This is a genomic window from Pseudarthrobacter scleromae, from assembly GCF_014644515.1.
In the GTDB taxonomy this organism is placed as follows: Bacteria; Actinomycetota; Actinomycetes; order Actinomycetales; family Micrococcaceae; genus Arthrobacter; species Arthrobacter scleromae.
Genome location: NZ_BMKV01000002.1, coordinates 195063 through 217770, shown reverse-complemented (window position 1 = coordinate 217770; position 22708 = coordinate 195063). Strand labels below are relative to the sequence as shown.

General features: G+C 66.5%; 24 protein-coding genes. 15 read left to right on the top strand and 9 right to left on the bottom strand.

Translation table 11 applies throughout. The features are described 5' to 3' along the window. Window positions 1-13 precede the first annotated feature (13 nt). The gene (locus IEX33_RS05900; RefSeq protein WP_104188949.1) at window positions 14-1348 is read right to left on the bottom strand and encodes an ABC transporter substrate-binding protein; all 1335 of its coding nucleotides are present in this window, start codon (window positions 1346-1348) and stop codon (window positions 14-16) included. A 294-nt stretch (window positions 1349-1642) separates the two neighbouring features. On the opposite strand from IEX33_RS05900, the gene IEX33_RS05895 reads away from it, so the two are divergent. Continuing rightward, the gene (locus IEX33_RS05895) at window positions 1643-3136 is read left to right on the top strand and encodes an arabinan endo-1,5-alpha-L-arabinosidase (protein WP_229675253.1); all 1494 of its coding nucleotides are present in this window, start codon (window positions 1643-1645) and stop codon (window positions 3134-3136) included. 50 nt (window positions 3137-3186) lie between these two features. Here IEX33_RS05895 and IEX33_RS05890 read toward each other — a convergent pair whose 3' ends face one another. Then, window positions 3187-3324, bottom strand: coding sequence for a methionine/alanine import family NSS transporter small subunit (locus IEX33_RS05890; RefSeq protein WP_013599219.1), 138 nt, complete (start codon window positions 3322-3324; stop codon window positions 3187-3189). Beyond that, window positions 3321-4895, bottom strand: coding sequence for a sodium-dependent transporter (locus tag IEX33_RS05885; protein WP_188728510.1), 1575 nt, complete (start codon window positions 4893-4895; stop codon window positions 3321-3323). The genes IEX33_RS05890 and IEX33_RS05885 overlap by 4 nt, the downstream gene beginning before the upstream one ends. Window positions 4896-5119: 224 nt before the next feature. On the opposite strand from IEX33_RS05885, the gene IEX33_RS05880 reads away from it, so the two are divergent. The 3 genes from IEX33_RS05880 to IEX33_RS05870 all read left to right on the top strand — a co-directional run bounded on the left by IEX33_RS05880 (window position 5120) and on the right by IEX33_RS05870 (window position 8755). Then, a complete protein-coding gene (locus IEX33_RS05880) occupies window positions 5120-5830 on the top strand; it encodes an alpha/beta fold hydrolase (protein WP_188728508.1) in 711 nt (236 codons plus the stop codon). Window positions 5831-5891: 61 nt separating this feature from the next. Beyond that, a complete protein-coding gene (locus IEX33_RS05875; protein WP_188728506.1) occupies window positions 5892-6992 on the top strand; it encodes an agmatine deiminase family protein in 1101 nt (366 codons plus the stop codon). After that, on the top strand, window positions 6989-8755 hold the full coding sequence (locus IEX33_RS05870) for an amidase (RefSeq protein ID WP_188728503.1): 1767 nt from the start codon (window positions 6989-6991) through the stop codon (window positions 8753-8755). Before IEX33_RS05875 ends, IEX33_RS05870 begins: the two co-directional genes overlap by 4 nt. On the opposite strand, the gene IEX33_RS05865 is transcribed toward IEX33_RS05870, so the two are convergent. After that, window positions 8752-10041: a glycoside hydrolase family 27 protein gene (locus IEX33_RS05865; RefSeq protein ID WP_188728502.1), complete on the bottom strand. Its 1290-nt coding sequence runs from the start codon at window positions 10039-10041 to the stop codon at window positions 8752-8754. The two genes, IEX33_RS05870 and IEX33_RS05865, sit on opposite strands and share 4 nt — an antisense overlap. Window positions 10042-10197: 156 nt before the next feature. Between IEX33_RS05865 and IEX33_RS05860 the strand changes: the two genes are divergently transcribed. Both IEX33_RS05860 and IEX33_RS05855 read left to right on the top strand, forming a co-directional pair. After that, window positions 10198-11454: a D-arabinono-1,4-lactone oxidase gene (locus IEX33_RS05860; protein ID WP_188729179.1), complete on the top strand. Its 1257-nt coding sequence runs from the start codon at window positions 10198-10200 to the stop codon at window positions 11452-11454. A gap of 30 nt (window positions 11455-11484) precedes the next feature. After that, window positions 11485-11820 carry a hypothetical protein gene (locus IEX33_RS05855; RefSeq protein WP_188728501.1) on the top strand — a complete coding sequence of 112 codons (336 nt, stop codon included), beginning with the start codon at window positions 11485-11487 and terminating at the stop codon, window positions 11818-11820. 74 nt (window positions 11821-11894) lie between these two features. On the opposite strand, the gene IEX33_RS05850 is transcribed toward IEX33_RS05855, so the two are convergent. Next, window positions 11895-12425, bottom strand: a complete 531-nt coding sequence (locus IEX33_RS05850; RefSeq protein WP_188728500.1) for a MarR family winged helix-turn-helix transcriptional regulator — start codon at window positions 12423-12425, stop codon at window positions 11895-11897. Between the two features lie 272 nt (window positions 12426-12697). Between IEX33_RS05850 and IEX33_RS05845 the strand changes: the two genes are divergently transcribed. The 3 genes from IEX33_RS05845 to IEX33_RS05835 are packed head-to-tail and all read left to right on the top strand — an operon-like array spanning window position 12698 to window position 14642. After that, entirely contained in the window at window positions 12698-13555 is an 858-nt protein-coding gene (locus tag IEX33_RS05845; RefSeq protein WP_188728499.1) for a hypothetical protein, read from the top strand. Next, window positions 13552-13983 (top strand): phage holin family protein, encoded by a 432-nt coding sequence (locus tag IEX33_RS05840; RefSeq protein ID WP_188728498.1) that lies wholly within the window; start codon window positions 13552-13554, stop codon window positions 13981-13983. Before IEX33_RS05845 ends, IEX33_RS05840 begins: the two co-directional genes overlap by 4 nt. Further along, window positions 13980-14642, top strand: coding sequence for a DUF3618 domain-containing protein (locus IEX33_RS05835; protein WP_188728497.1), 663 nt, complete (start codon window positions 13980-13982; stop codon window positions 14640-14642). Before IEX33_RS05840 ends, IEX33_RS05835 begins: the two co-directional genes overlap by 4 nt. A 120-nt stretch (window positions 14643-14762) precedes the next feature. Here the strand turns inward: IEX33_RS05835 and IEX33_RS05830 are convergent, their stop codons facing one another. Beyond that, window positions 14763-15569 (bottom strand): LysR family substrate-binding domain-containing protein, encoded by an 807-nt coding sequence (locus IEX33_RS05830; RefSeq protein ID WP_188729178.1) that lies wholly within the window; start codon window positions 15567-15569, stop codon window positions 14763-14765. On the opposite strand from IEX33_RS05830, the gene IEX33_RS05825 reads away from it, so the two are divergent. Continuing rightward, window positions 15568-15972 (top strand): DUF5997 family protein, encoded by a 405-nt coding sequence (locus tag IEX33_RS05825; RefSeq protein WP_188728496.1) that lies wholly within the window; start codon window positions 15568-15570, stop codon window positions 15970-15972. The genes IEX33_RS05830 and IEX33_RS05825 overlap by 2 nt on opposite strands. 31 nt (window positions 15973-16003) lie before the next feature. Here IEX33_RS05825 and IEX33_RS05820 read toward each other — a convergent pair whose 3' ends face one another. After that, a complete protein-coding gene (locus tag IEX33_RS05820; RefSeq protein ID WP_066272752.1) occupies window positions 16004-16384 on the bottom strand; it encodes a VOC family protein in 381 nt (126 codons plus the stop codon). Window positions 16385-16538: 154 nt separating this feature from the next. Between IEX33_RS05820 and IEX33_RS05815 the strand changes: the two genes are divergently transcribed. Together IEX33_RS05815 and IEX33_RS05810 are read left to right on the top strand one after the other, a co-directional pair. Continuing rightward, complete coding sequence (locus IEX33_RS05815) at window positions 16539-17141, top strand: hypothetical protein (RefSeq protein WP_188728494.1); 603 nt, start codon at window positions 16539-16541, stop codon at window positions 17139-17141. Between the two features lie 60 nt (window positions 17142-17201). Further along, the gene (locus IEX33_RS05810; RefSeq protein WP_188728492.1) at window positions 17202-17810 is read left to right on the top strand and encodes a DUF6919 domain-containing protein; all 609 of its coding nucleotides are present in this window, start codon (window positions 17202-17204) and stop codon (window positions 17808-17810) included. 63 nt (window positions 17811-17873) lie between these two features. On the opposite strand, the gene IEX33_RS05805 is transcribed toward IEX33_RS05810, so the two are convergent. Beyond that, window positions 17874-18356 carry a pyridoxamine 5'-phosphate oxidase family protein gene (locus IEX33_RS05805; protein ID WP_188728490.1) on the bottom strand — a complete coding sequence of 161 codons (483 nt, stop codon included), beginning with the start codon at window positions 18354-18356 and terminating at the stop codon, window positions 17874-17876. 112 nt (window positions 18357-18468) lie between these two features. Further along, entirely contained in the window at window positions 18469-19857 is a 1389-nt protein-coding gene (locus IEX33_RS05800; RefSeq protein ID WP_188729177.1) for a flavin monoamine oxidase family protein, read from the bottom strand. Between the two features lie 139 nt (window positions 19858-19996). On the opposite strand from IEX33_RS05800, the gene IEX33_RS05795 reads away from it, so the two are divergent. The 3 genes from IEX33_RS05795 (at window position 19997) to IEX33_RS05785 (ending at window position 22646) form a co-directional block, all read left to right on the top strand. Next, the gene (locus IEX33_RS05795; protein ID WP_377090521.1) at window positions 19997-20695 is read left to right on the top strand and encodes a TetR/AcrR family transcriptional regulator C-terminal domain-containing protein; all 699 of its coding nucleotides are present in this window, start codon (window positions 19997-19999) and stop codon (window positions 20693-20695) included. 114 nt (window positions 20696-20809) lie between these two features. Beyond that, window positions 20810-21937, top strand: a complete 1128-nt coding sequence (locus tag IEX33_RS05790; RefSeq protein ID WP_188728488.1) for an L-talarate/galactarate dehydratase — start codon at window positions 20810-20812, stop codon at window positions 21935-21937. 10 nt (window positions 21938-21947) lie between these two features. After that, window positions 21948-22646 (top strand): FadR/GntR family transcriptional regulator, encoded by a 699-nt coding sequence (locus tag IEX33_RS05785; protein ID WP_188728486.1) that lies wholly within the window; start codon window positions 21948-21950, stop codon window positions 22644-22646. Window positions 22647-22708 lie beyond the last annotated feature (62 nt).

Genomic DNA, 22708 nt, shown 5'->3' with positions numbered 1-22708 from the left:
ACCGGTGATCCCCCTAGTTGCCGGCCTGCTGGTTGGCGGCGTCCAGGAATTCCTGCATCCTGGGCTGGGCTTCCTTCAGGTAGTCGGCAGCGGTCTGCTTGCCGTCCAGCACGGGCTGGATGTTGGTGAACAGCTCGTCATACCACTCGGCGTTGAAGGTGTTGCCGCCGGGCAGGGCGCGGCCGTAGTCCTTGACGACCTGCAGGAACTCTTCCTTGTTGGCCGGCTTGGTGCTGGTGTCCGCTGCCCAGGTCTCGGCCATGTCCTTCAGGTTGGGGATCTGGATGCCCGCATCCACCAGGCTTTGCTGGGCTTCCTTGTTGGCAGTGAGGTACTCCACCAGCTTGACTGCCTCTTCGGGGTGCTTGGTACTTTCGGAGACCGCGACGCCGAGCGTCCCGATCCAGCTGGCCGTCTCGCCGGTGTCGCCTGCAGGGTAGGGGATGACGTCCCACTCGAAGCCGAGCTTCTGGTAGGTGGAGAGGTCCCAGGGGGCGATGGGAAAGAAGCCGATTTCGCCCTTCATCCAGCGCTGGTAGGTGTCCAGCGTCTGTGCCTCAGCGACAGAAGGGGTTACGCCGTGGACATTTTGCAGGTCTGCGAACCACTGCAGCGACTCGGCGAATTCGGGGGTGTCCACGGTGACCTTGGTGCGGTCCTCGTTGAGCCAGTCCCCGCCGTTGGACCAGACGAACGGCTGCAGGTTCCACTGGACATTCAGGCCTGTTCCCCACTGGTCCAGTGTGCCGTCGCCGTTGGTATCGGCTGTAAGCTTCTTGGCCGCAGCCACGAACTCGTCAAAGGTGTAGGGCTTGTCCTTGTCAGGAAGCGGAACCCCGGCCTTTTCCAGCATGGTCTTGTTGTAGCCGAAGGAGAAGGGGCCCACGTCCTTGGGGAGGGCATAAATGGAACCTTCACCCACGCGCTTGCCGTCGTAGCGGTAGCTGTCCACGCCGTATTCCCAGATATTATCCAGGTCAATCGTGTCCGAGCCTTCCACGTATTCGGTGATGTCCTTGACGATTCCGTTCTGCACGTACGCCTGCACGTCGCCTGGCCCGATATAAAACACGTCCGGGACCTGCTTGCCGGCAATTGCGGCCTTCAGCTTGGTGGCGTACTGGTCCGCTGTTGTGACGATGATGTCAACGTCAACACCGTTTGCGGCCTCGAACTGTTCAACGGCCTTCTCGTAGGCCTTCTTCTCGTCTTCACCCCCGCGGAACATAAAGGTGAGCTTCTTTTCGCCGCCGGCGTCCCCGCCAGAGGGGGCGGAGCAGCCGCCGAGCATAAGGCCGGCGGCGGTAAAAAGCGCCAGGGTCGCGGCCATGGGACGTGACTTCATCATCACGCAGTCCTTCCGGGTTGGGTGGAGCAAACAAGTTTATTGGGCTGGGCGGTACCGGGCTCCGCGGTCCGCGGTAGCGGACCGCCATCGGAGCAGCTGCTGCTTTGCAACGTTGTAAGAAACCATCACACACGACAAGAAGAATCGTCAAGGGCGCTCCGGCAATTACTTTCTCCTGCCCCAACACCTCCTTGACGTGACCCACGCCGCATGCCATATTCTTCGTTACAACGTTGCAAAGACTTGCCTGTTCCCTGCGGTTGAAACCGCTCCACCTCCCGGAAGGACCACGTGATGATGAAGTCACGTCCATGGGCGCTCCGCGCTGCAGGATTGGCTGCAGCCCTGGGCCTCACCCTCACAGCGGCAGCGCTCCCGACGGCGGCCAGTCCCCACATAGCCGCAAGCGCCCCGGCCCTGAAGGTTCCTGGAACGGTGTCAGCTCCGGCCGCAAAGAACGACCCCAGCCTGGCGGACCTGCCGGGCGGAAAGACGGTCGTTGGCCAGACCTCCCCCATCCACGATCCTGCCCTGATCATCGACGATGACGGCACCTGGTACGTCTACTCCACAGGCCTGGTGAACCGGGAAAACGGCGGCACCATCCAGGCCTGGTCTTCCCATGACCAGGGAACCACGTGGGAGTACAGCGGCACCGTCTGGGACCGGATTCCCGCCTGGATCGATGAGCACTTCGCCGACGGCGAGCTCCCCGGCAACCTGTGGGCGCCGGAGATCACGGAGCATAACGGCACCTACTACCTGTACTACTCGGCGTCGCGCTTTGGCGGCAACACGTCCCTGACTGCCCTGGCCACCAACACCACGCTGGATCCCACCCATCCGGATTACGAGTGGGTGGACCGGGGCCTGGTGGTCTCCTCCCCCGCTACCGGCTTGGACCCGGACAACCCCGGCAAGACCTTCAACGCGATCGACGCTGGAATCATCGAAGATGCCGACGGCACACCGTACATGGCCATCGGATCGTTCTGGTACGGGATCTTCCTGGTGCCCATCGAATGGCCCAGCGGCAAGCCGGTGGCTGGCTGGCAGTCACAAACCGTGAACATTGCGGACCGGTTCATGCCCGGCAACCCCATCGAGGCGCCGTACATCACCAGGCACGGCGGCTACTACTACCTGTTTGTCTCCTTCGACTCCTGCTGCCGCGGCGCCGACTCCACCTACAAGGTGGCCGTGGGGCGTTCCACCTCCGTCAAGGGCCCCTATTTGGACAAGGACGGCCGCGACATGTTCGGCGGCGGCGGGTCCGTGGTCCTGGATTCGCACGGTGCCGTCACCGGCCCGGGCGGCCAGTCCGTGTTTGGCGATTACCTGGCCTTCCACTACTACGACGGCTCCAACCAGGACATCCCATACGTCCCAACCCTTGGCCTACAGAAGATCGACTGGGTGGACGGCTGGCCAGCCTTCGACCAGACAGTGGAACTGCCGCAGGTTTCCAAGCAGCCGAAGGCCAGGGCGGCGGGCAGCACAGCCAGTGTGGCCGCTACGGCCACCGGCACCCCGGGCCCGGTGGCAGTGTGGGAAACCTCGTCCGACGGCGGGGCAAACTGGCAGAAGGCAGGCCGCCAGCCCGTGACGAAACGGACGGATGAAGGCACCTACACCTCAACGCTTGAGCTGCCCGCCGCGGCGCCCGGCCAGCCGGCGGTCCTGGTGCGGGCGGTGTTCCAGAACGCCCATGGCAAGGCGGTGACTGACGCCGTCGTCCTGCCCGCCGCCAACCACGGCAGCACCGGCAAGGGACAGCCCAACCCGTAACCATGGCAGCCCCGGGCCCCGGCACCCGGGCCCCCGCCCGCAAAGGTGGGTCAGAGCTCGGGTGCGTGCTCTTCGGGCAGGGCGCCCTCGTCCTCCGGGTGCCTCTTGAGGTTGACCAGCGCGAGCGCCAGCCCGCCCCAGACAGTGAGGATCGCAATGATCATCATGGTGATGGCGATGGGTGTCATGGTGCCGTCTCCTGTGCATCCTCTTTGACCACGTCGTCGTATTCGGGGTCATGGTGGGCTTTGGAGCTGCGGCTCCAGGGAATAGCCGTCAGGATGAGGGCCAGGACCACCAGCGCGCCGGCCATGCCCCAGCCAAACAGGCCCACGAACCACTCGGGGTACCCCTCGTAGGTGGTGGTGATCTTGCTGATGAATTCGTTGGCCACCATATAGATCAGGGCGAGGGGCACCACGCCGGCCACCAGAACTATCCACGCCCGCCCCATCTTGACGGTTGAAACACGGTTCAGGTGGGCCGAGAGCAGCGGCAGCTTGCGCAGGAACCACGCGAGCACCACCACGGTGACCAGTGCGCCCAGGGTGATCCCGAAGCTGTTGACGAAAGCGTCCGAGGTGTCCAGCAGGTAAAGGCCCGTAGCAGTGGGGAACAGGCCCAGGGAGACAACTGCCACCAGCACGCTGACCACCACTGAAGCCTTGACCCGGCCCCAGCCCAGCTTGTCCTGCACGGCGGCCACGATCACCTCCAGCACGGAGATCAGGGAGGTGATCCCCGCGAACACCAGTGATCCGAAGAAGAGCACGCCCATGAGCCCGCCGAAGGGTGCCTGGGACACGATGGTGGGGAATGCGACGAAGGCAAGGCCGATGCCCTGGGTCACGACGTCGTTCACGCCTGTGCCTGCTGCCTGCGCCATGAACCCAAGAGCCGCGAAAACACCGATGCCGGCGAGGATTTCGAATCCGGAGTTGGAAAAGGCAACCACCATGCCGGAACCGGTGAGGTCCGTCCGGCGCTTGAGGTAGGACGAATACGTGACCATGATGCCGTAGCCCACGGACAGCGAGAAGAAGATGTGTCCGTAGGCTGCAGCCCACACAGAGGGGTCTGCGAGTGCGGCCCAGTCCGGCGTGAAGAACGCGTTCAGGCCTTCCGCTGCGCCGGGAAGGAAGAGCGACTGGACCACCAGGAGAAGGAACATCACCATCAGCAAGGGCAGGAGGATGGAGTTGGCGCGGGAGATGCCCTTGCGGATTCCTGCCACCATGATGATGATGACCGCCACCCAGATCAGCAGGAGCGGGAAGAAGACGGACGGCACGTAGGTGAAGCCGATGCCCGGGGCCTCCGCGACGGCCAGGAAGTTCCCGAAGAAGTAGCCCTCGGCGTCGTCACCCCATGCCTCCGTGAAGGAAAAGATGGTGTACATCAGCGACCAGGCGATGATCACTGCGTAGTAGGCCGCGATGACGAAGCACACCAGCACCTGCCACCATCCCAGCGGCTCAGCTGCCCGGTGGAGCCGGCGGTAGGCCAGCGGCGCCGAGCCGCGGAACTTATGGCCCACGGCGTAGTCGAGGAACAGCAGCGGGATGCCGGCCGTCAGCAGTGCCACCAGGTAGGGAATCAGGAAGGCGCCGCCGCCATTGTCATAGGCGATATAGGGAAAGCGCCAGATATTGCCCAGGCCGACCGCCGAGCCGATGGCCGAGAGGATAAAGAGCCGGCGCGAGGAGAACGTTTCACGCTTCGCCGGCGCGGCCTGGCCCTGCGATGGTGAGCCGCTCATGCCTCCACACCTCCGGCCCCGGCTGGGCCGGGCACGGCGCCGGCGGGTCCGCAAAAGCATTCTGGCCGTTTCATGAGGGCTCCCTCTCAGGTCACGTCGGAGAAACGCAGGCTACTCGGGGACTTTACTGCCCGTCGAGGCTGCGCGAAAGCCCTGCTGCTCCCGATGCCCCGCACTCCGCCCGGATGACCCGCGGCCGTCTCCGCCGGGAGTAGGGTTCCATCATGGACATCATCCTGGTTCCCGGTTTCTGGTTGGATGCTTCCTCGTGGGAGGAGGTGGCGCCGCCGCTTGAGGCCGCGGGCCACCGGACGCACCCGCTCACGCTTCCCGGGATGCAATCGGTGGACGCAGACCGCTCCGGCATCCGCCTCAGGGACCACATCGATGCCGTGGTTGCCGCCATTGATGCCCTGGACAACAAGGTGGTGCTGGTGGGCCATTCCGGCGGCGGCGCCATCATCCACGGCGCCTTGGATTCCCGGCCGGACCGGGTGGAGCGGGCGGTCTACGTGGACAGCGGACCGCTGGGTGAGGGCGGCGTGATCAACGATGAACTGCCGGCCGACGGCGACGACGTTCCGCTGCCGCCGTGGGAAGCGTTCGAGGACGCCGACCTGGTGGACCTCGACGACGGCCTCCGCGAGGCGTTCCGGGCACGGGCCGTTCCGCAGCCCAAGGGCGTTGCCTACGACCAGCAGCATCTGCATGACGACCGGCGCTACGACGTGCCGGCCACCGTCATTGCGTGCGAGTTCCCGTCGTCGCTGCTGCAGGAGTGGATCCAGGCCGGCCATCCCTTTGTGGCGGAGCTTTCCAGGCTGCGCGACGTGGAGTACGTGGACCTGCCCACCGGCCACTGGCCCCAGTTCACCAAGCCAGCGGAACTGGCCCGGGCCATCCTGGCTGCCGTGGACAGGACACCCGCCAGGTAGCAGTAGCTTAATTTTCCCCGCATCCCTTGCCTGTGGGCATCCTCGAATCCATAATAAATGAATGTCATTCATTTATTCTTCCCCACTAGCTTCTCCGGGTGCCGCTGCCACCGACGACACGGCCACCCGCATGCCTGCCGAATGGGACCTCCACCACCGCACCTGGATGGCCTTTCCGCCGCCCAACGAAACCTTTGGCCCCCTGGGAAGTCCTTCGCTGGACCGCGCCCGCGCCGCCTGGTCCACAGTTGCCCGCACCATCGCCCGCCACGAGCCCGTGACCGTCGTGGCAGACCCCCGCGACGCCACCGCCGCGCGGGAATGGCTTGGCGGGGGCATCACCGTGGCTGAAGTTCCGCTCGACGACGCGTGGATCCGGGACACTGGACCCACCTTTGTCCACCGTCCGGACGGCTCGCTGGCCGCCGTCGACTGGGTCTTCAACGGGTGGGGCGCGCAGGAGTGGGCCGCCTGGGACAGGGACGCAGACGTGGCCCGCGCGGTCGCCGGGAAGGCCGGAGCCCCGGCCACGTCCAGTCCACTGGTCAATGAGGGCGGCGGATTCCATGTGGACGGCGAGGGAACGGTGCTGCTGACGGAGACGGTCCAGCTGGATCCGGGACGCAACCCCGGAGCCACCAAAGAATCTGTCGAGGCCGAAATCCATGCAGCCCTGGGCACCACCAAGGCCATCTGGCTCCCGCGTGGGCTCACCCGCGACTACGGCGAGTTCGGCACCCGCGGCCACGTGGATATCGTGGCGGCCTTCGCCGGCCCCGGAACCGTCCTCCTCCACCGCCAGGACAACCCAGCCCACCCGGATTACGAGGTGTACCGGGAGCTTTCCGCGGTCCTCGCCGGAGAAGTGGATGCCAAGGGCCGTCCGCTGCGCGTCATCGACGTCCCCGCCCCCACCGTGCTCGAGGACGGCGAAGGGTTTGTGGACTGGTCCTACATCAACCACTACGTGGCGAACAATGCAGTGGTACTGTGCGCTTTCGATGACCCCAATGACACCATTGCCGCCGGCATCCTGGAACGCGCCTACCCTGGCCGGACCGTGGAGCTGGTGGATGCCCGCGACATCTTCGCCTTCGGCGGGGGCATCCACTGCATCACGCAGCAGCAGCCGGCGCCCGCAGCCCAAGGAGGCGCGGAATGAAGCCCGCCCCAACAGCCGGCGCGCCGGGCACCCAGGCCAGCTTCGACGTCGTCGAGGCCTCCGTCAGCGAACTCCGTACGGCACTGGAGGCGGGAGAAGTCACCAGCGAGGACCTGGTCCGCCTCTATGTGGAACGGATCGAGAAGTATGACTCGTCGGGCATATGCCTGAAGGCAGTCGTGGTGATGAACCCGGACGCCCTTGCTGAAGCCCGGGCGTCGGACATGCGGCGCGCCCAGGGGGCCACGCTCGGACCCCTGGACGGCATCCCCTATACAGCCAAGGACAGTTATAAGGTGCGCGGCCTGACCGTCGCTGCCGGATCGCCGGCTTTCAAGGATCTGGTGGCACAGCAGGACGCGTTCACCATCGAGCGGCTGCGGGCCGGCGGCGCTGTCCTTATTGGACTGACCAACATGCCCCCAATGGCCAACGGAGGTATGCAGCGCGGCGTATATGGACGTGCCGAAAGCCCGTACAACGCCGACTACCTCACGGCAGCCTTCGCCTCCGGATCCTCCAACGGGTCAGGAACGGCCACCGCGGCCAGCTTCGCCGCCTTCGGGCTCGCGGAGGAGACCTGGTCCTCCGGCCGGGCGCCGGCGTCGAACAACGCCCTCTGCGCCTACACCCCGTCCCGGGGCGTGATCTCTGTCCGCGGCAACTGGCCGCTGGTGCCCACCATGGACGTGGTGGTGCCGCATGCCCGCACCATGGCGGACCTCCTGGAGGTGCTGGATGTTGTGGTGGCTGATGATGCCGAAACCCGGGGCGACTTCTGGCGGATGCAGCCATGGGTCGGGCTGCCCAAAGCATCCGAAGTGCGCCCTGGTTCCTACGTGGAGCTGGCGGCACCGGACCGGGTTGCGGCTGAAAGCGTCCTGGCCGGCAAACGCTTTGGGGTCCCCCGGATGTACGTCAACGCGGATCCTGATGCCGGAACCGCCCCTACTCCGGGGATTGGCGGGCCTACGGGGCAGCGGATCAAGACCAGGGCTTCGATCATCGGGCTCTGGGAGGCTGCGCGGCGCGATCTCGTGGCCGCGGGAGCCGATGTTATCGAGGTGGACTTCCCGGTGGTGTCCAACTATGAAGGCGACCGCCCCGGGGCCCCCAGCATTTCGACCAGGGGCCTGGTGTCCCCCGACTACCTGCGCAGGGAAATCGTAGACCTCTCGGCCTGGGCCTGGAACGACTTCCTGGACGCAAACGGGGACCCGGATCTCTGCCGGCTGTCCGACGTGGACGGCGCGGCCATCTTTCCCGCGCCGGACGGCTCGCTCCCGGACCGGTACCACGGGTTCGACGACGACATCAGCGACTACCCCACGTGGATCCGGGAGAACGGCGTGCCCGAACTGGCCGCGATACCGCACCTGGCCGAGGGACTGCGCGGGCTGGAGGAGACACGCCGGGTTGACCTGGAGCAGTGGATGGACGGCCTGGGCCTCGACGCCGTGGTGTTCCCGGCAGCTGCCGACATCGGCCCTTCCGACGCGGACCGCAACGGGCGCTCGGCTGACCTGGCATGGCGCAACGGCGTTTGGGTGTCCAACGGGAACCTGGTTCCGCGGCATCTCGGCATTCCCACCGTGACGGTTCCCATGGGGCTTGCCGCGGACATCGCCATGCCCGTGGGCCTGACCTTCGCCGGCAGGGCTTACAGCGACACCGCCCTGCTGCGGGTCGCGGCCGCGTTCGAAGCCACCGGCAGGCGCAGGGTCCCGCCGCCCCGCACCGGCCCACAGGACGGCGGGAGCTAAGACCGGGTGCGGGAGAACCGGTAGAACTGCACGCCGTGGGCAGGGGGATCCACCGCGAGGGCCGGGGCACCGTATAGCCGGGTGAGCCCGGCCCCGGCGCCGCTCCACGCCTCCCGGGCTGTCCAGCTCCCCGGACCCGGGAGGCCAAGATCAGCGAGCGGCAGTGTCCGGGCCACGCCGGCCGTCCCGGTGTTGAAGACCGCCACGAACCTGTCCTCCGACGTCGTACTTTCCGCCGCCCACAGCACGAGGTGCCCGTCCCGCAGCAGTTCGCGGCTGTTGCGGCTCTCCGTGAGTACGTCCAGGACGTCCCGGTTGGTCAGCAGCCCAAGGGTTTCCGGGGGTGAGGAGGGAAGGTCGCAGCCGAGCATGAGCGGGGAACGGGCGATGCACCAGAGTGACAGCATGGTCCGTTGTTCGTCGGGCGTCAGGCGCGTGAGCCGCGCATTTCCCCGCTCGGCGCGCAGCGCGATCCGTCCCACCGGGAGCATGTCCGCGTCCGCCCAGCTTCCGGGCCTTTGGTGGGGAGCCCACCGTGCCATCCGGCCAAACTGGGCCTCAATGTCCTCCCAGCTGTCCCAGAGATCGTCCGAAACCCGCCACATGTCTGCGTTCGCGCGCAGGTGGTCGAGGTGTGCCAGGGACAGGGCCCTGCCCGGCGACAGGCTAAGGACCATGTCCCTGCCGCTGCGGTCTATCGCGCGGCGGTAGGCCGCGATCTCCCCGGCGAAGTAGGGGCCCAGCATGTCATCGGCTTTGATGAAGTCCACGCCCCACGAAGCGAAGAGCCGCAGCTGGGAATCGTAGTAGGCCTGTGCGCCGGGGTGGCTGTGGTCCAGGCCGTAGTTATCCGTGTTCCAGGCGCAGACGGAGGACGTGTCAGCGACCTGGTGTGCAGTGGCGTCCGTCCCTTCAACGGGGAGGGCATCCCGGACCGCCTGGCGGGGGATGCCGCGCATAATGTGAAGGCCGAACTTGAGACCCAGGGCGTGGATCCGGTCGGCGAGCGGTTTGAAGCCGAGCCCGCCGGCGGCGGACGGGAACCTGTTGGTCGCCGGAAGCTGCCGGCCGTACCCGTCCAGGTCCAGTTCTGCGCCGTCGTTGTAGCCTCCGGCCCGGGCCGCGGGTTCGTACCACTGGATGTCCACCACCACGGTGTCCCACCCGAAAGGCAGCAGGTGCCCGGCCATGAAGGAGGCATTGGCCATGACCTCGTCCTCGGTCACGGAGGTGCCGTAACAGTCCCAGCTGTTCCATCCCATCGGAGGGGTGCCCGCACGTGTCATCCGGCAAATTTACAACGATAGAAAGACAAGCGCCAGCGTGTCGCGGCGCACCGTGGCCCGCTGTGGGCGGGCAGCGTGAACGCGCCTTGACAGTGGGATTGTTAGCGCTGACAGTTGAGGGAGCCAATTTGCACCTCCAACCGGAAAGCCGACTCGATGAAGAACTGGGCAGGGAACCTTGAATACGCCTCCGCGGAGGTCCGGCGGCCAGCCTCGGTGGACGAACTTGCCGGAATCGTGGCCGGTGCCAGGCGGGTCAAGGCCCTGGGATCGCGGCACTCGTTCAACCGGGTGGGCGACACGGACGGCGTGCATGTTCTCCTGGATGCGCTGCCCCAGCGGATCGAACTCTCCCCGGACCGCACAACGGTGCGGGTCAGCGGCGGCGTCAGCTACGGGGAACTGTGCCGCGCCCTGGAGCAGTCCGGCGCCGCCATTCATAATCTCGCGTCACTCCCGCACATCTCCGTGGCGGGCGCAGTCCAGACCGGAACGCACGGCTCAGGCGTCAACAACCAGTCCCTGGCCGGAGCAGTCCAGTCCATCGACCTGGTGCGGCCCTCCGGCGAACAGGTTTCCCTCACCCGCGCCGATGGCGACGAATTCCTGGCCAGCGTGGTGGGGCTTGGGGCCCTGGGGATTGTGACCGGCCTGGAACTCGCCGTCCAGCCGAGCTTCCGGATGCGCCAGCGCGTTCTGGAGGACCTGCCGTGGGACCAGGCACTGGCCAGCTTCCGCGAGCTCGTGTCCAGCGCCTACAGCGTCAGCCTTTTCACGGACTATGCCGGGGATTCCATCAGTCAGGTCTGGCTCAAGGCGCTGGACTCGGAGCCGCCCGTGGACGGGCTGTTTGGTGCCACTGCGGCCGTGAGCCCGCGGCACCCGCTGCCGGACATGTCCGCGGAAAATTGCACCGTGCAGTTGGACGAACCCGGCCAGTGGCTGGACCGCCTTCCCCACTTCCGCCACGAGTTCACGCCGAGCAAGGGTGAGGAGCTGCAGAGCGAGTTCATCCTTCCGCTGGAGCATGCCCCGGCCGCCATTGAGGCAGTCCGCGGACTCGCGGACAAGCTCGCTCCGCTGCTCTTTGTGTCGGAGATCCGTACCGGTGCCGCGGACGAGTTCTGGCTCAGTCCTTTCTACCGGCAGCAGAGCGTTGCCCTGCACTTTACGTGGAGGCCGCTGCAGCCCGAAGTGGAGGCTGTCCTGCCGGAACTCGAGGATCTGCTGAGGCCCTTCGGCGCCCGTCCGCACTGGGGCAAGCTCTTCTCCCCGGCAGAGCACGACTGGGAATCGCTGTACCCGCGCTTCGCCGACTTCCGTTCACTGGCATCGTCGCACGATCCGGACGGCAAATTCCGGAACGGGCTGCTGGACAGCATCCTGGGGGTGCCGGCGGCCAGCGCGCGGTAGCACTTTGTGCGCACCCGATAGGCTGGGCGCATGAACCGCCGCCTCGCAGTCCTGACCGCCGCACCCCTGCTCCTGCTCCTTTCCGGCTGTGGTGCCGTTGAGGAGGCCGCAGGCAATGCCGTCAGCGACGCCGCCTCGAAGGTGGCAACGGCCGGCGCCGCCGAAGTGAACCGCCAGATCTGCGCCGTGGTCCAGGACGGGCTGGTCAGCGCCGAGGACAAGCAGCTGCTGGCGGGGCTCGTCTCTGCAGCATCCACTGCCGGGGTCCCGGCTGAAATTACGACGCCGTTGGGCCAGATTGCGGAAGCCGGAGACGAGGTGCCGGCAGAGTCCGTCCAGGCACTTAAGGATGCCTGCGCGGCCTAGCTGCCCGGCGTGGACCGGCGGACTACGGCATTAGGGCGCTGCGCTGCCGACTTCAGCGGCCGTGCCAGCGCGCCTTAGTGGCCAGCCTGGTCCATGCCGCGAAGGCCTGTTCCGCGCGTCCCCTGGGGGCGCCTCCCGGTGCGGTGCTCAGGCGGAGCGAACGGGACCACCTCCTGGTTCCGGCTGGCCGGCAGCGCGTTCACGAACTTTGCGAGCTCCTCGCTGAGGACCTTCCAGCCGATGTTCGGATCATCAGGGTAGGCATTGGTTTCTTCCCGGCGGGCAGCCTCAAGGATGGCTTCCCCTGATTCCGTAAGTTCCACCTTGAACTGCCTGCGGTCGGTGGACTGGCGCGTCCTGGTGATGTGGCCGGCGCCCTCCAGCCGGAGCAGGACCCGTCCCAACGTCTGGCTCTGGACGCGTATTGCTTCGGCGAGCTGTTCCTGGTTCAAGGGCCCGTCGGCCAGGCCTTCAAGGGCTATCACAGCCGCCCGGGTGAGGCCCAAGTGCGCCAGGGCGTCGTCCTGGCGCCGTTGAACCAGCCTGGCCGCCACAGAAATAAGGCGGTAGCTGGTGCGGGCATCTGGATCGAGATTGCTGGTCATCGGGCCGTGGCCTTCCTATGGGTGGCGAAGTGCAGGGTGTGATCACCTCTTGTTGCGTCGCTACGTTCTCTACAATAAGCATGCTTAGCATCTAATTCGCAAGTAGGCTTACTATCCGCCGGGCCCAGAGCCGTTCCTGAAGGCCTTTATTAGGCGACCCTCTTGCGCTTCAAAAGGAAAGTGTGCTTAGTATCTAATTAGTAATCATGCTTACTACTAGCCAGCGTTGCTGGTTCTTGATCGCCAGCTGACCCTTCAGGAAAGAGAGCCCGATGACAGAGAACCAATGGCCCCAGACCCCCGGCACTGCAACCACCGATCCCTATGGTGTGACCGCAGCAGGTGCCGAAGAGAACTTTGGCACCACCCCCGTTGAGGGTTCTGCCGGAACCTCCAAGAGCCAGGCGGCGAAGGAAGAGGCATCGAACGTTGCCGGCCAGGCCGCGGCGTCAGCCCAGAACGTTGCGCAGACCGCCAAGGACGAAGCCGCGAACGTGGCGGCCGAGGCGAAGTCCAGTGCGCAGGATCTTCTGCACCAGGCGAAGTCGGGCCTGACAAGCCAGGCTGGGACCCAGCAGCAGAAGGCCGCCGAGGGCATTCGCACCATTTCCAGCCAGCTGCACAGCATGGCCGACGCGCCGGACCAGCAGGGCATGGCCAGCGACCTGATCCGCCAGGCCGCCGGCACTACCGACACCGTGGCCTCCTGGCTGGAGAACAAGCAGCCGGGCGACATTCTCGGCGAAGTCCAGCGGTTCGCCCGCAACAACCCCGGCACCTTCCTGCTGCTTGCAGCCGGAGCCGGCGTTCTTGCCGGCCGGCTCACCCGTGGCCTGACCGCAGGCGCACCGGATTCCCACGGTGCAGCGAATGGGTCACCGTCGCAGCGGTCCGTGCAGAACCAGCCGGTTGCACCCCTCCGTCAGGAGACCGTGTACGCAGCCGGAAATGACGACCTCTACAGCGAGCCTGTTGTAGGCGCCGGCGCTCCGGTATCCACCACTTCCCTGCCCTCCGGCACTGCTGAAGAGACTCCCCTCCGGTTTGAGGATGACCCCTACCGGGACGAGGACGGCTCCTACCGCAGCACTGACGGCGGTTACCGCTCTTCGGAAGGACGCCAGCTGTGAGTAGCTCGATTCCGGAGCCTGCTCCGAGTGCGGCGCACCAGAAGGCGGATAACGCCTCGTTGGGTGAGCTGCTCGGGGACGTGACCCGTGACCTGTCCACGCTGATGCGCCAGGAAGTCGAGCTGGCCAAGGCCGAGCTGAAGCAGTCGGCCACGAAGGCCGGCAAGGGCTCGGGCATGCTCGCGGGGGCAGGGGTGGCAGGACACTTCGTCCTGGTGTTCCTGTCCCTGGGCCTGATGTTCGCCCTGGGCGCCCTGATGCCGCTGGGTTGGGCCGCCCTGATCGTCGCCGTGGTCTGGGGCATCATCGCCGCGGTCCTGGCCTCGATCGGCCGCAAGGAACTCAAACAGGTCAAAGGCCTGCCCCAGACCGGGGAAACCCTGTCCGAAATACCCCCAACCCTAAAACCAGGTGAGGTAAACCGATGAGCGATAACCCGGACGCAATCCGTTCAGACATAGAAGCCACCCGCGCACGCCTGGGCACCAACGTTGACGCCGTGGCCGATAAGGTCACCCCGTCCAACATCGTGAACCGCCAAACCGACAAGGTAAAAGACGCCGTGAGCGGGGTCAAGGAGAAAATCATGGGCGCAGCAGACCACACCACCACCCGTGTCCAGGACACCATGCACACCGGCGCCGGTCATACCGGCAACGCCCTGCACTCCACCGGGGACACCCTGCACGGGGCCAAAGACACCGCCGCAGCCAAACTCGGCGACGCCGGAACCGCGATCTCCAACGCACCGGACCAGGTCAAAGCCAAAACCCAGGGCAACCCCCTGGCCGCAGGCCTGATCGCGTTCGGCGCCGGCATGCTGATCTCCTCCCTGATCCCGGCCAGCCAAAAGGAACGCGAGGCCGCGGACCAGCTCAAAACCGCCGCCCAGCCCCTGGCCACCCAGGTCACCGACGCCGCCAAGGACATGGTCCAGGACCTCAAGGAACCCGCCCAGGAAGCCATGGAAAACGTCAAGGCCACCGCCACCGACGCCGCCCAAAACGTCAAAGCCGAAGGCCAACACGCCGCCACCGACGTCAAAGACCGCACCACCGACGCCACCTCCAACGTCAAGAACACCTAAATTGTGTGGATAAGACAACAGGCCGGCTCCTTTCGGAGCCGGCCTGTTGCCGTTAACGCTATGAGTGCTGCCTGCGCGGGCTGGCGCCTGCCAGACCGCGTACGTATGGGGCGAACCAGGCTACCGCTTGCCCTTCTTCCGTGAACCCTTGCCCCGCCCCTTGTCCGGGTTCGGCGCGTACCGCTGGGCCACCTTGGGCGCCTTCTTGGCTCCGGTACCCCGACGGTCCGGTTTGGGCTCTTTCTTGGTTTTCACCGGCTGGGCCGACGGCTGGCGGGAGCTTTGCGCTGTCCGTCCGCGGACAATCCCGATGAACTCCTCAATCACTTCATCCGTTGAATCGGAGGCCCACGCCACGGCGATCTCCGTGCCGGGGGCACCGGTGAGCCGCCGCGCCACGGTGTCCTTGACGTTGAAGTGGCGGGCGACGGACATGGGGAGGATGGCCAGTCCGGCGCCCGTGGCCACCACCTGCAGCGCGGGCCCGGGGCCTCCGAGTGCAGCCACGTCAAGGAAGGACTCCTGTTCCAGGTCGGCCAAGGCCACTTCCTCGAACACGGAAATCTCATGGCCCTTGGGCGCCACCACTACCGGCTGCTCCTCGTACAGCGGAATGACGCTGAGGCCTTCGCGCTCCACGGGGAGCCGGACGAAGCTGAGGTCGGCTGAACCCTCGCGGAGCACCTCAACCTGCGCGCCGTCGTCGGACATAAACGCCTGCAGCGGAACGTCCGGCATCCGCTCTTCCCACCGCCGGATCCATTTGCCCGGGGTTACCCCGGCCACATAGGCAATGCGGAGCAGGCGGGGGGCGGTGTCTTCCGCCTGCCCGGCCGGCTGGTCCTGGTCACCGGGACCGGTTGTCTGGGGGATGTCGTGGGAGGGCACGTCTTCACAGTACCGTCCGCCCGGATACCCTTGAAGCATGACCTCTGCGAACTCCCAGTCCATGAAGCCGGCCACTGTTGCCAAGAAACTTGGCATCTATCTGCCCGCAACACCGCAGGAGTTCCAGGATTCGACCATCACCCGCGCCGAGTTCGCCGAACTGCAGGCCAACCCGCCGGAATGGCTTGCCGAGCTCCGCCGCAACGGCCCGCACCCCCGCCCGGTGGTGGCGCAGAAGCTGAACGTGTCCATCAGCGGCCTGGCGCGCGGCGGCGTTGAGGACGCGCTGACGACGGCGGAGATCACCGCGCTGCTGCAGGCTCCCCCGCAGTGGCTGGTCACCGAGCGGGCCACGCAGGCCGCCGTCCGGGCCGAGGCGCAGCGCGTCAAGGAAGAATCCGCGAAGAAGGACGCCAAGAAGGCCCGCGCCAAGGCCGAGTAGGCCCGCTCGAACCGCAACGGTCCCGGGAGGCTCAGTCCTGGTGCAGCTGGATGTAGTTGCCGCAGCCGTCGTCGAACACGGCGCTGATCCCGGAGGGGTCCTCGGCCGGCTCGCCCTTGAAGCTGACCCCCGCCGCCAGCAGCCGCTCATACTCCGCCCGCACGTCCGGCACGCCGAAGACAATGGCCGGGAGCCCGGCGTCGTGCACGGCGTTCATGTATGCGGCGCCGATCGGGTTGTCGCTGGGCTCCAGCAGCAGCCCCACGGAGCCGGCGTCCGAGCCGGGGTCCTTGATGATGTACAGGTTGTGCTCGGGCATGGCCATCAGCGTCTCGAAGCCCAGCGTTCCTGTGTAGAAGGCGTGGGCGGCGGCGGGGTCCTTGACGTGGATGCTGCACATTTTGAGTCTCATGGACCCACGGTACGTGGCGTTCAGCCCTCCGGAAAGATGCCCGTTCCGGCCCCGGCCGTCCGGACCATTGACCGGCCATCAGGAACGGGGTGGAATGGAATTACCAGCCCGGGATTCCGCGGCCCGGGCACGCGCTGGAAGTCAGGTGTCGGCCATGGGGGAAGGATTCTTCGAGGGTCTGGTCCAGGGGGCCTGGGCCTTGCTGCTGTGCGGCCCGGTGCTGGTGGCCAGTGTTGCGGCCACCGTCTTCGTGGTCCGGCGCCGCGCCCTTGCCGGAGGAAACGGGCCAACTGAGCGTTCGGACCAGCTGTTCTGGGACCTGTTCCTTGGGGCAGCCGTTGCTGTTCCCGCCCTGCTGATCCCCACGATGGTCTCGCCGTGGACAGGCCTGTTCCTGGGAGCAGCCGGCATTGCCGCCGGCGTGGCCGCCTACCGGGGGACGCCGAAGTATCTTGCGCGGCGTGCGGCGCGCGACGACTACCGGGCGGTGGAGTCCGCGCACCTTGCGGCGCAGGCCCGGCACGACGAGCTGATCGCCCGGTGGCGGCGGTATGAGCTGGATCCGGCCTGCTCCATTGATTATCCCGCGCTGACGGACGTCCGGACCCCCGAGACCTCGGCCCTTATCAAGGCCATGCGGCAGGCTGACGAGCTGCGCGGTGCGCCCCACCGGGGATATCCCGACGCCGTCACCAGCCTGGGTGCCACCCTTGCCGCTGCTGAGAAGGCAGCGGGCGTCCCGGCGGAACAGGCGTAGACGTTACCCGCTGTGTCGCAGGCCGTGGAACGGGTAACCCTGCGGCGATAACATCCAATGATGGATCCCCAGGAGTTGCCAACCCATGACCAGTTCGGCCGGCGGCTGGAGGACCGCGGTGCCTGGCGGCAGGCCACCACCCTGGCTGCGGCCGGAGAACTGACTGCCCGCTGGCTGGAAGGCGAAAGCCAGTACCAGCCCGGAACCTTCGCCCCCGGCTTTGACGACGAAACCCGGCCGATTGCGTCTTCCCTCGCGGAACTGAACCGCAACGGACTCTTCACCAAGGAGTCCCAGCCCGGCCTCCGCCCGGGTCCGGCGGCGCAGCGGCAGTACGTGACGGGGTTCTGCTCCGCGGCCGCCGCCTCAGCCCTGATCGGCCTGTCCTCCCGCACGGAGCTGGTCACCGTGGCGCACGCCCCCGGCGAGTCCAGCAGCGCCGCGATCCCGGTGACGCTGGCAGGCACTGAAGTCACCACGGTGCTGGGTTCCAGCGAGAATCCGGTGGACGAGGAACAGATCCGTGACTGGGCCGAGGAAACCAACGAATCGCTGGCGCTGCTGCTCGCCGACTCCTGGTATGTGGAGGTCTTCGACCCCGCCTGGGGCAGGAATGACCTGCTGCTCCCGGAGGTGCTGGCCGCCCTCTCAGCGGTGGAGCCCGGTTAAGGGCACACAGCAGAAGGGCGGGGCGGCCTCAGCCGCCCCGCCCGTCGAATTCGCTGGCAGGCCCTAGAGGTCCACCGTGCCGCTCTCGCCGACGCTCATCTGGCTGTTGGTGACCTTGGACTTGACCCACTGGAGCACCGTGGCGGCGGTGCCGCCGGGGCTGGTCCAGTATTCTGCCGAGTCCGAGTCAACGCGGAGCAGGCACACCTCAGGGGTGTCCGGACCGTCCGGGAACCATGCTTCGACAGCCTGGTTCCACATTTCGCGGATCTTCTCCCGGTCCGTGACAACCTCGGCCGTGCCCGCAACGGAGACCCATTCGGTGTTCTTGCCAAAGGAGACGTTGACGCGGGGGTCCGCCCGGACATGGGCCACCTGCGAGGTGCCAAGGCCCGTAAAGAACCACATGTCGCCGTCGTCCTTCACGTCCTGGACAGCCAGCGGCCGGCTCACGAGGGCGCCTTCTTCATTGATGGTGGTCAACATCCCGATGTGGGAACCGTTGATGATGTCCGTAACCTTGCTGATGCTCTCAGTGTCAGTCATATCTCACCTCGTTCGTCTGCGTGCGGGGGGAACTCCCCACGGGCCAGCTTATTGGTAAGCATGCTTATTTTCCAGCCCGGAAGGGCCTGTCCGCCCTGCGCTGAAACCGGGGTCAGGCTCCGGCCGGGACGGCCACGCGGGCCACTTCGAGGATCCGGGCCGCGGTGTGCCGGCCCATCCGGATGGCTCCGTCAACATGCTGGTAGCCTTCGGCGGCCAGGTCGGAGGATGACCAGTAGATGGGACCCACCGGGGCATGCTGGTCCTTGCCGTAGCGGTGCAGGCCGCCGAGGTCGTAACTTGAGGCGTAGGCGCCGCGGGTCCACTCCTCGGAACCCCAGTCCGATTCGTAGTACACCTCCGGTTCCAGCGCCTCGGCGCCGAGGAACCCGGCAATGGACTCCAGGATGGCGCGCCTGCGCTCTTCGGCACCCAACTCGAAGACGGCGTCGGCCTTTTCATCCGAAACAAAGCCCACCAAAGTGCCCCTGGTGTCGCCGAAGTTGGTGTTGTCGTACACCTCCTGGACCAGGGATCCGGCGCCGAAGCAGGTGCCGGACAGTCCGGAGTTCCGCCAGAACGGGCGGCTGTAGACGGCGTGGACCTTAATGACCAGGCCCAGCGACTGGTGCTGGTGCATCTGGTGCTGGCGGCGGGGCAGCGGCGGGTTGAAGGAGACGCGTGAATAGAGGTTGGGCGGCACGGCCATGATCACGAACCGCGCGTTGACGGTTGCCCCGTCCGAGACCACTTTGACGCTGTGGCCTTCGGTCTCCGGATGCCAGTTAATGGTGCGCACCGGGGAGTTGAGGACGACATCGTCCCCCAGCTCCTGCGCGAGCAGCAGGGAGACCTGCTGCATTCCGCCCACCACGCGCCGGTCCAGGATGAAGTCTTCATCCGTGAGGTGGGTAAAGGACCCCGCCGACGCCGCCATCAGCACGGCCTGCAGGGCGGAGAAGGCGTGGGCCGGCTTGGTGAGCATGCCGCCGGCGATGAAGAGGCCGATGTTGTTGCACGCTTCCTCATTGGACGAGTGCTGCCGCAGCCAGTGATGGAAGGAGATGGTGTCCAGCTCGCGCGCCTTCGGGTGCGCCCATGGCTCGGTGGCTCCGATTTCCGCCGCAAGCCCGTCCAGCAGTGCGGTCAGTTTGTCCATCTCGGCCTGCGTGTCCGGGTCCACGGGGAACGAATCGCCGGTGTAGCGCACGGGGACCCCGTCCGCGCCGATGTACATCGACTCACCCTCGCGGTACCGGGGGTACGTCTGCAGGCCCAGTTCGTCCAGGAGTTCCAGGAGTACGGTCTGGTCCGGCGAGACCCACTGGCCGCCGATCTCCAGCATTGCGCCGTCAACCGTGCCGGTCCAGGTGCGGCCGCCCACGCGGTCCCTCGCCTCAAGCACGGCAACGGTCAGGCCGGCCTTCTTCAGTTCACGGGCTGCGGTGAGTCCGGACGGCCCGGCTCCAACGACCACGACGTCGCGGTTCAGGTTCAGCATGATGTCCTCTCTTTGGTCCTGCCAGGTGACGGGAACCACTAAATGAACGGCATTCATTTATTAGAACTATAGCCGGTCCTGTCATGGACGGGAAGTGCCCGGTGGAATAATGCTGGAGACCACCGACGAAAGGGCAGGCATGCCGGCAGTATCAGCCACTCAGGGGCGCCCCGCGGGGAGTGCCGGCACCCAGAGGCGAAGGGCCGGCAGGCCGTCGGCCGCCGTCCTGGACAAGGCCGGAATCACCACGGCGGCACTGGAGCTGATCAACCGCAAGGGATATGACGGCCTCACCATGGCCGCACTGGCCAAGGAACTGGACGTGGCGCCGTCGGCCCTCTACAACCACGTGGCAGCCAAGCGGGACGTCCTCCTCCTGGTGGAGGACCACCTCACCTCTCTGGTGGATGTGTCCGGCTTCGGCTCGGCACCGTGGGAGGAAGCCGTCCGCGGCTGGGCCTGGAGCTACCGGAACGTCTTCGCCGAGCATACGCCGCTCATTCCGGTCATCGCCGTCCTTCCGGTGACTGACGCGCCGCAGACCCTGGCCATGTACGAGACCGTCAGCAAGGGATTCCTCGACGCCGGATTCCCGCAGGAGCGGATTGTCTCCTCCATCGTGGCCCTGGAATCGTTTATTTTTGGCTCCGCCTATGACGTGACGGCGCCGGCCGATATTTTCGAGTCGGGCTCCATGGCGGAGGCAACACCGCACTTCACGGCTGCCGTGCGGAGCGCGGAGGGGCAGGTGGACGGGCCGCCCGCAGACGCGGCGTTCAGCCTTGGGCTTGAGGCGCTCATCGCAGGACTGGGCGCCCTGCGGGAGCAGCGGGATTAGTCCAGCCTCCCCACAACATTCCCCGGCGGACCTGGCGCCACTTGTAATACAAGTACTCCACTTATATCCTAAGAGGGCGGGCGAAGGAGCCCGCCCCCGCCTGAAGGAGAACCCGTGAGTACCGTCGATCTGATCCGGCACGTCAAGCTGTCCACCGCCCGCCTGCCCCTCGCTGTTCCCATCAGCGACGCGAAGGTCTTCACGGGCCGGCAGAAGCCCATGACCGAGGTCATCTTCCTCTTCGCCGAGATCACCACGGAACTGGGGCACACCGGCGTCGGCTTCAGCTACTCCAAACGTGCCGGCGGTCCGGCGCAGTACGCACATGCCAAGGAGGTCGCCGGCGGCATCATAGGCGAGGATCCCAACGACATCGCGAAGATCTACACCAAGCTGCTGTGGGCCGGAGCGTCCGTGGGCCGCTCGGGGGTGGCCACGCAGGCCCTGGCCGCAATCGACATTGCCCTCTACGACCTCAAAGCCAAGCGGGCCGGCCTGCCCCTGGCAAAGTTCCTGGGCTCATACCGCGACTCCGTGCAGACCTACAACACCTCCGGCGGCTTCCTCAACGCCAGCCTCGAGGAAGTAAAGGCCCGCGCCACGCAGTCGCTGGAGGAGGGCATCGGCGGCATCAAGATCAAGGTTGGCCTGCCGGACAGCAAGGAGGACCTCCGCCGCGTCGCCGGGATCCGCGAGCACATTGGCTGGGACGTTCCACTGATGGTGGATGCCAACCAGCAGTGGGACCGTGCCACCGCCCTGCGGATGGGCCGCCAGCTCGAGGAGTTCAACCTCATCTGGATCGAAGAGCCCCTGGACGCCTACGACTTCGAGGGCCACGCGCACCTGGCGCAGGTCCTGGACACTCCCATCGCCACCGGGGAAATGCTCGCCTCCGTGGCCGAACACAAGGGCCTCATCAGCGCGAACAGCTGCGACATCATCCAGCCGGATGCGCCCCGGGTGGGCGGCATTACCCAGTTCCTGCGCCTTGCCGCCCTGGCGGATGAGCGCGGCCTGGGCCTGGCACCGCATTTCGCCATGGAAATCCACCTGCACCTGGCCGCCGCCTACCCGCGCGAGCCCTGGGTGGAACACTTCGACTGGCTGGATCCGCTGTTCAACGAACGCCTCGAAACCAAGAACGGCAGGATGATCGTCCCGGACCGCCCCGGCCTGGGCATCACCCTGAGCGACCAGGCGCGCGCCTGGACCACCGAATCAGTGGAGTTCGGCGCGTAACCTAGTTGCCATGAGCCGGAACCTCACCGCGGACCTCGCCGCTGACCTTCGCACCCGCATCGTCGACGGCGTCATCCAGCCGGGCGAGAAGCTCCCCAGCGAAAACACCCTGATCAGCGACTTTGGCGTCAGCCGTACCGTGGTGCGTGCCGCCCTGACCCGGCTGCAGGCCGAGGGACTTGTGGAAACCGAACGGGGACGGGGCAGCTTTGCCCTCACCCCGCCATCGGACGGACCCTCTCCTGCTCCGGGGGCGCGTCCGGTGGCCACCATGGAGGACCGGCTGCACCTGCTGGAGTTCCGCATGGGGGTGGAAGCGGAGGCCGCGGCACTGGCAGCGCGCAACCATACAGAGCGGCAGTTGCGGGCCGTCACCGCAGCGCTGGAGGAATTCACCGCCAGCGCGGGGCACCCGGCGCACGCCATGAAGTCGGACTTCGAGTTCCACCGGGCCGTAGCCGCCGCTTCCGGCAACCCCTATTATTCCGATTGCCTCGCGGCGCTGGGCCAGACGATGATCGCGATGCCGCGCACCCGGCTGATGACCGGCGTCGAACACTACGCCCGGGACCACTTTGACCAGGTGGTGCAGGAACACAGGTCCATCGCGGAGGCCATCGCGGACGGGGATGAGGCTGCCGCGGCGGCTGCCATGCGCAGCCACCTGGCGAATTCACGACGCCGGTTCAAGGCATCGGCGCGTCCCTAGCGGGCGGGGAATATCGCCGCCGCGTGGCACCAACCAGGCTCCCGTCGTCGAACCAGGCTGTG